The sequence below is a fragment of the Pseudoalteromonas sp. BSi20429 genome (assembly GCF_000238895.1).
In the GTDB taxonomy this organism is placed as follows: Bacteria; Pseudomonadota; Gammaproteobacteria; order Enterobacterales; family Alteromonadaceae; genus Pseudoalteromonas; species Pseudoalteromonas arctica.
Genome location: NZ_BADV01000115.1, coordinates 1 through 13,621, shown reverse-complemented (window position 1 = coordinate 13,621; position 13,621 = coordinate 1). Strand labels below are relative to the sequence as shown.

Genomic DNA, 13,621 nt, shown 5'->3' with positions numbered 1-13,621 from the left:
TGATTTGTTTAACTAGGTGGCAGCAATATGATGCGATTTTTACTGGTTTGTGTACTGATGTTGTGCGCGACACCAAGTTGGGCTTCAATTAGTGATTACGTAGTTAAGCAATGGAATATAAAAGATGGTCTACCTTCGCAATCACTTAAAAGCGTAGTACAAGACCAGCAAGGCTATATGTGGTTGGGTACTCAGTTTGGCTTAAGCCGTTTTGATGGCACAACATTTACAAACTACAACACGCAAAATAGCCCGTTCTTGCCTAGTAATGGTATTAATAAACTTTTAGTCGATTCTAGTGGCTTATTATGGGTAGGTACTAAAAGTGGCTTGGTAGTTATTAATCCAGCCACATTTGCAGCACAAGAATTTAATATTAAAGGTCCGGTAAGAGATATTCTTGAGGACTCTAAAGGCAGCATATGGATTGCGGCTAATGGTTTATACTATGTAGATAGAGGGCAAGTTGATTTACGCACTCAAGTAAATGGTCCCCTACCTATTGTTAATGCTACCGTAATTACCCAAATTGTTGGCTCTGTTAGCCAAATGGCACTCTCTCCTGAAGGTATTTGGCTGGTTAATGATCGTCATTTATTACGCCTTACTAAAAACTCATCAGATTTCTCTAAACTACGTTTAGAGCTTACCGCTAAAATATCGTTACCAGAGCGCTTAGCGCAAACCATAGTGCACGATTTATCATTCTTAAACGGTAATTTGTATATAGCCTCTGAGCTAGGTGCATACTTTTTAGATTTAGATGACGAACTAAGACCTTTTCCTTTACCTAATGCAAATAACTCAGCCGTTTATAAGTTTATGAGTGATACCGATGGTGGCTTATGGGTTTCGACTTATGGACGTTTATTATTTAGAGATAAAACCGGTGAGTGGCAATGGGTAGAACCAAGCCAACTTGATCAAAGCATATGGTTTGCTGATATTTTTAGAGATGATAAAAATAACGTTTGGTTAGCAAGTTTTAGTGAAGGCTTATGGCTTGCCCATGAAGGGCGAGTAGAAAGGCATTCAGCTGTTTCAGATATGACCGAGTCTGTTATGGCTATCAGCCAAGCTCCTGATGGAAAACTGTGGGTTGCTAACAAAAGCGGCATTGGTTATTTCGATTTAGATAAAAGTTTTATTAATTTAGTTCCAAGTAGTAAATATGGATACGCGTCAGTACACGATCTACAATTCGATGGTGAACGATTATATATAGCCACGGGGCGCGGCTTATTTGTTTTTGAAAACAAGACACTCTATACCGTCCCTGGTCGAGCGCTTCGCGATAACCCGGTATTTGCAATAAGTCGCTCTAGTAAAGGCGGTTTTTGGATTGGTACCGGACGCGGTTTATATCGATTAAATTATGCTGGTTTAACGCCTTTTGCATATAACGCTTTTTTAGGTAGTAAGTTTATTACCTACGTATTGGATAAAACAAACTTTGGTGTGATTGGTACTAGTAAAGGCGCATATTACTTTACAGACCGTGGCATTGAAAAAATTGGTGACCAAACAACACTTGAAAGTGCATACGTAACTAGCGTGCTACATATAGATGGCGTGGGTATTTTAATCGGCTCTCTTAACGATGGGCTTTTTTACAGAAGTACGCAAGGGCAGTGGCGTCAACTCGATGCCGCTAATGGTTTACCGTATGGGTCTATATTTAGCCTAGAATATGATGAAAAGTTAAAACATGTTTGGGTAAGCACCATGAAAGGTGTTTACAGAATGCCTGTAGAGCAATTTAAAACAGAGATAAAAAGCTTAAAAGTTGAAGAAGTGATTTCATCTTTTGACCGTCAACTCGATGGTAAAGCGAATCAATGTTGTAGTGGGCTTGGGCATGATGCGGTAGCAGACACCGGCAATTCTATTTGGTACCCAAGCTTACAAGGTGTTGTTGAAATACCTAAAAATGTAGAGCTATTTGGTGTGCTTGCATTAAAGCCAACAATAGAAACAATAACAACACCACTTCGTCATTTAACCACCGCTGCGCTTGGTAAAAAACCATCATTAGAAACAGACGAGCGTGATATAACGCTAACTTACACAGCTATTGATTATTATGCACCAAACAGTATTGAATTTAGATATAAACTAAGTGGCTTAGATAGTGACTGGCGCTATGCTAATACGCGACGTGAAGCTATTTATACTAACTTGCCTCCAGGCTCGTTTTTGTTTCAGCTAGAAGCGAAGCGCCAAGGTGAAGACTGGACTAAAGCGCAAGAAGTAGAATACGGTTTTGTAGTGCCTGAGCGCTTTGACGAAACTATTTACTTTAGGCTTTTAATTACCAGTGGCTTTATTTTGCTTTTTTATCTCATTTTTTGGGTATTTAGAGCGCAAGAGCGTAGAAAACAAGAAGCATTAGAGGGCTTGATCACCGAGCGTACCTTAGAGCTTCGTCAAGCTAATGATAAATTAGGCCAAGTGAATTCACAGCTTAAATTAGTTAGTCACTCAGATGAGCTAACAGGGCTGCGTAGCCGTCGCTTTTTGTTTGATCAACTCCCTAAAGATATTGAACACTTTCAACGTAATTCACAATCGCTGCAGGCACAAGGCAAGTCACTGGTGCTGGTAATTATTAACTTTGATAATTTCAGCCGTATTAATGATGCCTATGGCCCAATTGCAGGTGATAGCTGCTTACAGCAAATGGCTGCATTATTAAATTCGCGTACGCAGGGTTCTGACTATGTGGCACGTTGGAGTGGTGATGAGTTTTTACTATTATTACGTGATTTTAAATGCAATAAAATAGACAGCTATGCTTCAGATCTTTGTAAAGTAATAGCGGCTAATTCATTCCAATTACCAAATGGCAAAACAACTAATATCACGGCATCAATTGGTTGGTCATTTTATCCATTACCACTTTTGGGTGGGCAGGTAATTAGCTGGGAAACATCTATTAATTTAGCTGATATTTCATTGCACCAAGTTAAAAAGCGCGGTGGTGATGGTGTTGCAAATATTACGTTTGATGATCAGCTTGATGCATTTGAGTTTGAACAAAATTCTAACGTTGATCAACAATTAGGTATTTTACAAAGCAATGGCCTAGCTGATATTAAAGTGTGGATGCGCTGATCAGCAATATTTGATATTAAAAAAGGAGCCTAGGCTCCTTTTTTAATATGCTCAACTTTAGATGTATAGGAAGTTAATTAATAAACGCTTTAATAGCGGTTAATATTCCTTGCTCGCCTAACCCCATTTCATCGTGCATTTCATCTTGGGTGCCGTGTTTAATAAACTCATCAGGAATACCTAAGTTAAGGATATTAATATCAGCTTTTTGCGTTGCTAAGAATTCGTTAACTGCAGAGCCGGCACCGCCAGCAATCGCATTATCTTCAAGCGTAACAATTACATCGTGGCTAGTTGCAAGCTCATTTAAAAGTGCGGTATCAAGTGGTTTAATAAAACGCATATTAACAAGCGTTGCATCTAATTCATCTGCAGCAAGCTGTGCATTTTCAAGTAATGTACCGAACGATAAAATGGCAATTTTACTGCCTTTCTTAATTGTATCTGCCTTACCTATTTCAAGCAGTTGCATAGTGCTTTCAATGTCTGCAGTACCTGCACTACCTCGAGGATAACGAACTGCAACAGGGCAGTTTGCTTTATAACCGGTGTATAGCATTTGGCGGCATTCGTTGGTATCGCTTGGTGCCATAATTACCATATTTGGAATGCAGCGCATAAAGCTTAAATCGTACGCACCTTGGTGAGTTTCACCATCGGCTCCAACAATACCAGCGCGGTCAATGGCAAATAATACAGGTAAGTTTTGCAGTGCAACATCATGTATTAATTGGTCATACGCACGTTGTAAAAAACTTGAGTAAATAGCAACAACAGGTTTTAAACCTTCACAGGCAAAGCCAGCGGCTAAAGTAACGGCATGCTGCTCAGCAATAGCTACATCAAAGTATTGATCTGGATGCTCTTTAGAAAAACGTACCATGCCTGAACCTTCGCGCATTGCAGGCGTGATAGCCATTAACTTACTGTCTTGTTCGGCCATATCACATAACCAATCGCCGAATACTTTTGAAAAAGTAGCAGCACTAGGTTTAGATTTAGGTAGGCTAGTTGTGCTCGGATCGAATTTTGGTACACCATGATAGCCAATAGGATCGGCTTCAGCCGGTTTGTAGCCCTTACCTTTTTGGGTTTTTATATGTAAAAGCTGTGGGCCTTTTAAATTACGCATATTACGTAATGTATCTACAAGCATGTTTACATCGTGACCATCAATGGGACCAATGTAATTTAGGCCTAATTCTTCAAAGAAGGTACCCGGGATCATCATGCCTTTAATGTGCTCTTCCATTTTACTGGCAAGTTGCTTTACCGGAGGCACTCCTGAGAGTAACTTTTTACTACCTTCACGAATGTTAGTATAAAAGCTACCTGATAAAATTCGAGCAAAGTGATTTGTTAATGCGCCAACATTTTCAGAAATCGACATTTCGTTATCATTTAAAATAATAAGCATGTCTGATTTTACATCACCTAAATGATTCATCGCTTCAAATGCCATGCCTGCGGTTATAGCTCCGTCTCCAATAATGGCTACAGACTTTCGACCTTTACCTTCTTTTTGTGCGGCAATAGACATACCTAAGGCAGCTGAAATAGAGGTGCTTGAATGGCCTACGCTAAACGTATCGTATTGGCTTTCATCGCGAAAAGGAAAAGGGTGCAAACCGTCTTTTTGGCGAATGGTGTGCATTTGCTCGCGACGACCAGTAAGAATTTTATGCGGATAAGCTTGATGACCCACATCCCAAACTAGGCGATCGTCTGGAGTGTTATAAACATAATGCAGGGCAACGGTTAGTTCAACCGTCCCTAAACCAGACGCTAGATGACCGCTACTTTGCGATACTGAGTTGAGTAAATAATCGCGCAGCTCATTGCTAAATGCAGGGAGTTTGTCTTGCGCTAAGTCACGCAATTGGGCTGGCTCGTCAACCAAATTAAGTAATGGATACTTGCTACTATCAAGTGTCATGGTTTTATATATATCCTTCGCTAACATTAATTAATTCAAAGCTTTTACGAATAATTAATGTTGAGTAATAATGTCAGTGCTAATTGCAATACGTATGAGCAAAAATTAGTGGTCACGCTCAATTAGATAATTTGCTAGCGACGCAAGAAGTGTTGTGTCAGCATCTATATTTGCTAACGCTTCATGGGCTTGTTGTATTAAATTCTGCGCCTTTTCTTTAGCGCCTAGCATACCTAATAACGCCGGATATGTCGCTTTATTCGCGGCAATATCGGAGCCTTGTGGCTTTCCTAAAATAACTGTATCGCCTTCAACATCTAAAATGTCGTCGTGTACTTGAAATGCTAGCCCTATAGCATACCCAAAAACACTTAAATTTTCTAAGGTTTGTTGATCAGCCTTTTCACTGCACAGTGCACCAAGTGTAATTGCGCAATTAATTAGAGCTCCGGTTTTTAGCTTATGTATTCGCTCAAGCTCTTGTACGGTAATTACTTTATCAGTTGCTGCTATATCAAGGCCTTGTCCGCCAACCATACCCTGAAGGCCTGATGCGTGGGCAAGTGTAGCAATCATTTTTACTTGTGTTTGTGATGAGCATTCAAATTTGTGATTCGCAATAAGCTCAAAAGCAAGAGTTTGAAGAGCATCACCGGCTAAAATTGCATTTGCCTCGCCAAACTCTATATGACAAGTAGGGCGTCCGCGGCGTAAGTCGTCATCGTCCATTGCTGGTAAGTCATCATGGACTAACGAATAGCTATGAATACACTCAATTGCAGCAGCAAGTACGTTTAAGTCTTGATGGTTTGCGCCGAGCATTTTACCTGTGGCATAAACTAAAAATGGACGTAATCTTTTACCGCCATTAAATAATCCATACTGGGTGGCGTTCTTTACCGTTTCTTCTGTATCGAGAGGCTGGTTAAAATGCTGTTGTAAGGTCGCTACTACATCTTTTTGAGCACGTTCAATATGATTTTTTATGCTCACAGCTATTCCATATCATTATCAAAGTTTGTAAGTACTGACTTTTCGCCATTCCCCATCAAAATTGATACTTTTTGTTCTGCTTGCTGTAATTTCCCTGATGAAGCACTTGCTAATGCAATTCCACGCTCAAATTGCTTTAACGATTGCTCAAGCGATAAGTCACCTTGTTCCATGTCACTAACGATTGTAGATAATTCTTCTAGTGCTTGTTCGAAACTTAAGTTTTCAGGTTTTTTAGTCGCCATCTTTATTTCAGCTTACATAATAAATTTAGGGGTCAATTTTAGGGGGAATGCTAAACTAGGTCAAAGGATGATATTGGTTTTTTACCTTTATAACGTTAAATTATATTTCAAGTGCATTAATAAAGCCTTAATAGCGGTCTGTTGGTTTAATAAATCAATTGATAATTAGGTAGCCTTTATAACTTGATCTAAGATAGTGCTAAAGGCTGCTTTTTATGTTTATTTATAAAAATGGCTTAAGCAATTCAATATGTTGCCGATAAGCAGTTAATAATAAAAGTTTATGATAAGGCCATTAAGCATGAAACTTCTGGAGGAAATGTGGATTTAGCAACCATAATCGGGATCCTAGGCGCAATTGGCTTAATTGTCATGTCTATGTTTATGAGTAGTAGCGGTGAAATGGCTATGTTTTACAATACCCCGTCTGTGGTTATTGTATTTGGTGGTTCACTCTTTATTGTTTTATCAAACTTCACTATGTCGCAATTTTTGGGGATAGGTAAAGTTGTTGCCAAAGCGTTTATGTTTAAAATCGAAACGCCAGAAATACTTATCGAAAAAGCAGTAGAACTTGCTGATTCAGCTCGTAAAGGCGGTTTTTTAGCACTCGAAGAAGCTGAAATTCCAAACCCCTTTATGCGCAAAGGCGTCGATATGCTCGTTGATGGCCACGACGCAGATGTAGTTCGCGCTACACTTCAAAAAGATATTTCTCTAACCACGACTCGTCATGAATTGGGCGCGGGTTTATTTAAGTCGTTAGCTGATATAGGGCCTGCAATGGGTATGATTGGTACTCTAATTGGTTTGGTTGCAATGTTGTCTAACATGGATGACCCAAAGGCAATCGGTCCGGCAATGGCAGTAGCACTATTAACAACTTTATATGGCGCGTTTTTAGCCAATGTTGTGGCAATTCCTATTCAGGTAAAACTTGAACTGCGTAAAGACGAGGAAGCGATGAATCAGCGTTTAATTTTGGATGCTATTTTAGGTATACAAGATGGTCAAAATCCAAAAGTAATCGAAGGTATTTTGAAAAATTACTTAGCTGAATCTAAACGCAAAGTAGATACCGAGGAGTAACTATGTCTGATCAAGAGTGCAAATGCCCACCACCAGGTCTACCTGCATGGATGGGAACGTTTGCCGATTTAATGTCACTGTTAATGTGCTTTTTTGTACTCTTGCTCGCGTTTTCAGAAATGGATGTACTTAAGTTTAAACAAATTGCGGGCTCTATGAAGTTTGCTTTTGGTGTGCAGAATAAAATTGAAGTAAAAGACATCCCTAAAGGGACCTCTGTTATTGCCATGGAGTTTACCCCAGGCAAACCAGAGCCAACCCCAATAGAAACCATTCAGCAGCAAACAGTCGAAATGACTCAACAAATGTTAGAGTTTCAGGCTGGCGATGAAAGCTCAGCAGGCGGCAGGCAAGAACAGCGCGGGGATAAACGCGGTGGCGAATCTCGTAGTACCTCACAAGAAGAATCTTCTGAGCAAGCAACTTCAGCAGCCGATCAGGAGCAAACTAACGAGCTTGTTAAAAAGATAGCGCAGCAGCTTGAAAAGCAAATAATCGATGGCGCAATTGAGCTTGAGTCTTTAGGGCAGCAAATAATTATTCGCATTAGAGAGAATGGTTCATTTCCTTCTGGTAGTGCATTTTTACAACCTAAGTTTAAACCTATAATTCAAGATATCGGTGTGCTGTTAAAAGATGTACCCGGTGAAATAACAGTATCTGGCCATACAGATGATTTTCAGGTATCAAATGAGTTATATATTAATAATTGGGACCTATCATCAAAGCGTGCTGTAGCCGTTGCAAGTGAACTGCAAAAAGTCCAAGGATTTGATAAAACGCGAATGATGGTGGTTGGTCGAGCTGAAACACGACCACTTGTACCGAATGACACCGATGAAGATCGCCGCAGGAATCGCCGAGTAGAAATATCTATATTACAAGGTAAAGCAAAAGAGTCAGCTCCTATAGATGTAAGATAACTTTTATTGGCAAACACACTTATTTATCATAAAGTATGCTTTCTTTAACAAATGTAACGGAATAGTTTATGAAAAAGGTCGATAAGTTTAGTCATATGCCAGGAAATGGCGGTGGTAATGACGATGATGAAAAAAAACTTGATTAACTCTAATGCCTGAATGGTTTTTAAAGACTATATTGATATTAGATACTAGTTGGGTGTTTATTTTAAGCCCTGCTATTTTCATCTTTTATTTTAGAAAAGATTATTTGGCCCTGCGTTTCGCTTTAATTACAGCCGCTTTTTTTTTATATGGAACCATTATTCATCCTTACTTGAAAGAGTTTGATAATGGGATTTATGTTTATCGATACCTTGTTTGGGCCCTTAATGATATTGCTTGGATGGCACTCATCGCATATCTGGGTTTAAAAGATAAGGTTTATTTATGGCAATGCGTATTAGGTCAATTGGTTGTTATTATGGCACCAATTTTACAGCTATTTAGATTAGTCGACCGCCATTTATGGGATCTTTCTTATAGTACATACATTTATAAAACCTTATTGCCATTTATTAATATAGGCACCGTTGTTGTTTGTTATCTTCCGCTTATTTATATTTTAACAAAAGACAAAAAAAGCCCAGCTAGCCAATAGTTACAAAAAGTTCCCTCCTTTAAAATAGCTGTGCTAGACTACTGTTTATATAAACAGTGATGAGCAGGCTATGAAACTCTACATTGCAGAAAAACCTTCACTTGGACGCGCTATTGCTGATGCGTTACCAAAACCACATAAAAAATATGATGGTTATATAGAAGTCGCTAATGGCGATTGTGTATCGTGGTGTATTGGACATTTGCTAGAACAAGCAGAACCCGATGATTACGATGAGCGCTTTAAAAAGTGGCAGTTTGAACACTTACCTATAATACCTGAACAGTGGAAGTTAAAAGCCAAAACCAAAACTCGCAAACAGCTCACTGTTTTAAAAAAATTAATTAAACAAGCCTCGCAACTTATTCACGCTGGCGATCCAGACCGTGAAGGCCAGCTACTAGTCGATCAAGTAATTGAAGAAGCTAAAATAAGTCAGGCTAAAAAGCAGAGTACGCAACGTTTACTCATTAGTGATTTAAACTTATCGGCGGTAAAAAAATCACTGGGTACTATGCGTTCTAATCGAGATTTTATTCCGCTAAGTGTATCTGCTTTAGCGCGCTCTCGTGCTGATTGGCTATTTGGTATGAATTTAACACGTGCATACACACTAGCTGGGCAAAAAGCAGGGTTTGGTAATGTGCTTTCGGTAGGGCGAGTACAAACCCCTATTTTAGGTCTTGTTGTTAATAGAGATAACGAAATAGCACACTTTGTATCTAAGCCTTTTTACGATGTACTGGCGCATTTACTTACTCCAGATAACCAGCCATTCATAGCTAAGTGGGTTCCTAGTAAAGCATGTGAGCCACATCAAGATGAAGAAGGGCGAATACTTAACAAAGCACTCGCACAAAATGTTGCTTCACGCATTACAAAGCAAAGTGCTGAGCTTACTTCACTTGACCAAAAACAAAAAAAACAAAGTGCTCCATTACCTTATAATTTATCTGCACTGCAAATAGATTCGGCTAAAGCATTTGGTATGCCAGCTCAAAAGGTGTTGGATATTTGCCAAATACTTTACGAACGTCATAAACTAATTACTTACCCACGCTCTGATAATCGTTATTTACCTAAAGATCACCATCAAGATGCATCTGCTATTTTTAAAGCTATAAGTGCTAATGGTGGGCAAAACAGTGAATTAGTAAATGGGGCTGATGTAAAAAAGCGTAGTAAATGTTTTAACGATTCAAAAGTGGCTGCCCATCATGCCATTGTGCCTACAGCTAAGCAGTTAAAGTCAGCGAGTTTGAGCGGTGACGAAGCGAAGGTATATCAATTAATAAGCCGCCATTACCTAATTCAGTTTTATCCCGACTATATATATAACGAAACTAAAGCAGAGATAACAATCGCTGGCGGATTATTTAAAGCAAATGCAAAACAAGATGTAAGCTTAGGCTTTAAGGTATTAATGGGTAAGTCTGAATTAAAAGATGAAGCTACGTTACCTCCTTTAACAAAAGGTATGTCTCTTTTTTGTGAGCAAGGCGAAGTAGTCGAAAAGCATACATCACCCCCTGCTTATTTTACCGATGCTACATTATTGGCTGCGATGACCGGCATTAGTCGTTATGTTAAAGATCCACAAATTAAAAAAGTATTAAAAGACACTGATGGTTTAGGTACGGAGGCAACACGTGCGGGAATAATCGAGTTGCTATTTAAGCGGCGTTTTTTAAAACGTGAAGGTAAGTCAATTAGAGCGACCGAAACGGGACTTGCCCTTATTAGCGTATTACCACAAGGTTTAGCGAGTCCTGATTTAACCGCAAAGTGGGAATCGAGCTTAGGTGATATCGCGCAGCAAGTAATGAGTTATCAGCAATTTTTACAGCCTTTACTTGCTGAGCTAAATGGGTTTGTACAATTAGCAGCAAACTGCGATAGCAATGCATTTGCAAGGTTACCAAAAAGCTCACCTAAAAAACGCTTTGCTAAACGAGGTGGAAAAGCGACCCTTAAAAAGTCGAGTTATAAAAAAAGCTCTGTTGCTAGTTAGCTACAGAGCCATTTTATTAAACGATATTACTTAACCTGAACTCTGCTTGAGATAGATTTATTGTCCAGAATTCAGATTATTTATTAAATAAAGCAACAGCAGCGTTACTCATTGCTTTTATTCCGGTAGGAATGGCAACTTTATAATCTGGTGCAAATTTACTAGAGTGTAGGGAAGGGAGTACTTCACCTGTTTTTATCGAATCTGCATATTGTGTTTGGTTTACGCCACCTAGCCAAAATAAGGTAATCGGGATATTTTCATCGGTGCGTCCGTATAGGCCAAAGTCTTCACCCGCCATTACAGCTTGTGTTTCAAGCACATTAGTATCACCAATTGCGCTGGCAATAGAGTTTCTAACAATGTCTGTCTGTGCAGGGTTATTATAAGTAGATGGAATAGATTCATCTTCATGTACATATACTACAGGGTAGTTTGATTCATTTAAGCCAGCACTTTGTGCAATACCTGCCGTGATTCGTTTTATTGCTGCTATTTGAGCACTTCTAACATTTGGGTTATAGCTTCTGAGAGTGAGTTGTAGTTTTACTTCATCCGAAATCACATTATGTTTTGAGCCACCATGAATAGACCCAACCGTAATAACCGAAGGTTCTAGCGGTGAAAGTTCTCGGCTTGTGATTGTTTGCAGAGCAAGTACTGTGCGTGCAGCTATAACCACAGGGTCTATAGTTGTATGCGGGTAAGCACCATGACCACCTTTACCTTTAATTGTAATATCGACAGAATCTACACTTGCCATAGTGTATTCATTTTTCATTGATACCTTACCAGCGGGGACGCTAGCACTTACATGCAAAGCAATTATATGATCAGGTTTTTCATATTTACTAAATAGTCCTACCCCTAACATGGCTTTAGCACCCCCACCAACTTCTTCGGCAGGCTGTGCAACCATCATCAAAGTGCCTTTCCATTGATCTTTGTGTACTATTAATTGCTCAGCAGTACCAATAAAAGAGCTCATGTGAATATCGTGGCCACAACCGTGCATTACACCTACTTTAGCACCATGCTCGTCTATTACTTTAACTTTTGAGGCATAGGACTTTCCTGTCTGCTCTATAATAGGTAAGCCATCGGTGTCAGTACGGATCATCACGGTTGGACCGTTTCCGTTTTTGTAAATGCCGACAACACCAAAGCCACCTACATTACTTGTTACTTTAAAACCCAGCTGAGTTAATTTATCCGCTATTTTATTACCCGTTTTTTGTTCGTGATAAGAAAGCTCTGGCGATTGGTGTAAATCGAGGTAAAACTTTTCTATAGCTGGCATGGTTTTGCTTAAATTCAAATCGAGTCCATTTGCTTGTACTAATGGGCTTGCTAATAAAAGTATTGCACTTAGATAAGTTAATTTCATGTTTTCCCTCATTGTTGAATATGTATACCGGATGATTTAGGTATATGACTTGTAATTATTATGTTCACCACCATATAAAAACCTAAATAGATGAATATGGCAATCAATTCAATGAGCAACATAGTTAGTATTAATGTGCAAAACCTTCAACAAGTACTCGGTGAAACATCACAACAAAAATTGGTGTTGCTTAACTTTTTCTCTCCTCAAAGTCCTGACTGTATCGGACAGGCTGCAATTTTAGATAAAGTAGCGGCAGAATATGCAAGCTATATAGTAGTAGCAAACCTAGATTGCGATGCAGAGCAAGCACTCGCATCTCAACTTGCGCAACAAGTTGGTCTGCAAACACTGCCTACCCTTGTATTATTAAAAGACTCTGCACCAGTAGATTTACTTGCAGGTGTTCAAAGCGAAGCACAAATACGCGAAGCCCTAGCAAAGCATTTACCTGCACAACAAGACTTACTGTTAGAACAAGCAAAGCAAGCGTTATTAAAGTCAGATTTAAATGCTGCATTTAATTATGCAAAGCAAGCTTATGAAATAGACAGCGGTAATGCACGTATCAAATTAGTGCTAGCAGACATATGTATTCAAATTCACAAGGTAGATGAAGCCCAAGCGCTTATAAATACAATAGACGTACAAGAGCAAGATGCTTACTTTAATAATATAAAAGCAAAATGCGAAGCTGCGCTTGAAGCAAAAGACTCACCAGAGATTAAAGAAAAGCAACAACAAGTAGAAAAGTACCCAAATGACCTAGAATTAAAAGAAGAGCTCAGTATTTTACTCAATGAAGCAGGCAGAAAAGAAGAAGCATTGGATATACTATTTACAGTGCTGCAAAAAGATCTGAATTTCAATGAAGCGAAACCAAGCTTTTTAGCCATTATTGCCTCTTTACCTGATGGCGACGCACTCGCAGCAAAGTATCGTCGCAAGTTATATAGTATTTTATACTAGATTCTAATAACTATTACTTTTGAGAAGCACCTATATAAGGTGCTTTTTGTATTTTCAGGGTTTTAATTAAAAGCTATAGAATGGTTTAGCTATGTAAAAACAAGAGTTATCAACAGATTTTTGTGGGTAACTTGTGCTTATCATGTGTGCTTGCTTGGGGCTTAATTTTAATTACTATTTTATGCAAATAACGCTTGCGTAAAATCCGCCGCTCCCTATAATGCGACCCCACTGAGACGGTAAACGCCAATGCATAGCGAGGCAGGAACAACTCAGAGAGTTAAATAAAACTTCGGTTTTAAATCTTCCAAAAG

General features: G+C 39.0%; 10 protein-coding genes. 6 read left to right on the top strand and 4 right to left on the bottom strand.

Features of this window, described 5'->3' with window-relative positions; all coding sequences use genetic code 11:
- The first annotated feature begins 27 nt into the window (after positions 1 to 27).
- Entirely contained in the window at positions 28 to 3,114 is a 3,087-nt protein-coding gene (locus P20429_RS00645; protein ID WP_007587118.1) for a ligand-binding sensor domain-containing diguanylate cyclase, read from the top strand.
- A 73-nt stretch (positions 3,115 to 3,187) separates the two neighbouring features.
- Here P20429_RS00645 and dxs read toward each other — a convergent pair whose 3' ends face one another.
- From dxs to P20429_RS00660, 3 genes are all read right to left on the bottom strand, one after another.
- The gene (gene dxs / locus P20429_RS00650) at positions 3,188 to 5,050 is read right to left on the bottom strand and encodes a 1-deoxy-D-xylulose-5-phosphate synthase (RefSeq protein ID WP_007587116.1); all 1,863 of its coding nucleotides are present in this window, start codon (positions 5,048 to 5,050) and stop codon (positions 3,188 to 3,190) included.
- 105 nt (positions 5,051 to 5,155) lie between these two features.
- Entirely contained in the window at positions 5,156 to 6,043 is an 888-nt protein-coding gene (ispA, locus tag P20429_RS00655; RefSeq protein WP_007587115.1) for a (2E,6E)-farnesyl diphosphate synthase, read from the bottom strand.
- Between the two features lie 2 nt (positions 6,044 to 6,045).
- Complete coding sequence (locus tag P20429_RS00660; protein ID WP_002961738.1) at positions 6,046 to 6,288, bottom strand: exodeoxyribonuclease VII small subunit; 243 nt, start codon at positions 6,286 to 6,288, stop codon at positions 6,046 to 6,048.
- 321 nt (positions 6,289 to 6,609) lie between these two features.
- Between P20429_RS00660 and pomA the strand changes: the two genes are divergently transcribed.
- The 4 genes from pomA (at position 6,610) to P20429_RS00675 (ending at position 10,951) form a co-directional block, all read left to right on the top strand.
- Positions 6,610 to 7,377, top strand: coding sequence for a flagellar motor protein PomA (pomA, locus tag P20429_RS00665; RefSeq protein WP_007587114.1), 768 nt, complete (start codon positions 6,610 to 6,612; stop codon positions 7,375 to 7,377).
- A 2-nt stretch (positions 7,378 to 7,379) separates the two neighbouring features.
- A complete protein-coding gene (locus P20429_RS00670) occupies positions 7,380 to 8,300 on the top strand; it encodes a flagellar motor protein MotB (protein ID WP_007587113.1) in 921 nt (306 codons plus the stop codon).
- A gap of 151 nt (positions 8,301 to 8,451) precedes the next feature.
- Complete coding sequence (locus tag P20429_RS20035) at positions 8,452 to 8,940, top strand: hypothetical protein (protein WP_010554575.1); 489 nt, start codon at positions 8,452 to 8,454, stop codon at positions 8,938 to 8,940.
- Between the two features lie 70 nt (positions 8,941 to 9,010).
- The gene (locus P20429_RS00675) at positions 9,011 to 10,951 is read left to right on the top strand and encodes a DNA topoisomerase III (protein ID WP_007587111.1); all 1,941 of its coding nucleotides are present in this window, start codon (positions 9,011 to 9,013) and stop codon (positions 10,949 to 10,951) included.
- 76 nt (positions 10,952 to 11,027) lie between these two features.
- On the opposite strand, the gene P20429_RS00680 is transcribed toward P20429_RS00675, so the two are convergent.
- The gene (locus P20429_RS00680) at positions 11,028 to 12,338 is read right to left on the bottom strand and encodes a M20 family metallopeptidase (RefSeq protein ID WP_007587109.1); all 1,311 of its coding nucleotides are present in this window, start codon (positions 12,336 to 12,338) and stop codon (positions 11,028 to 11,030) included.
- Positions 12,339 to 12,449: 111 nt separating this feature from the next.
- Here P20429_RS00680 and P20429_RS00685 point away from each other — a divergent pair, with 111 nt between their 5' ends.
- Positions 12,450 to 13,307 (top strand): tetratricopeptide repeat protein, encoded by an 858-nt coding sequence (locus tag P20429_RS00685; protein WP_007587107.1) that lies wholly within the window; start codon positions 12,450 to 12,452, stop codon positions 13,305 to 13,307.
- The last annotated feature ends 314 nt before the right edge of the window (positions 13,308 to 13,621 follow it).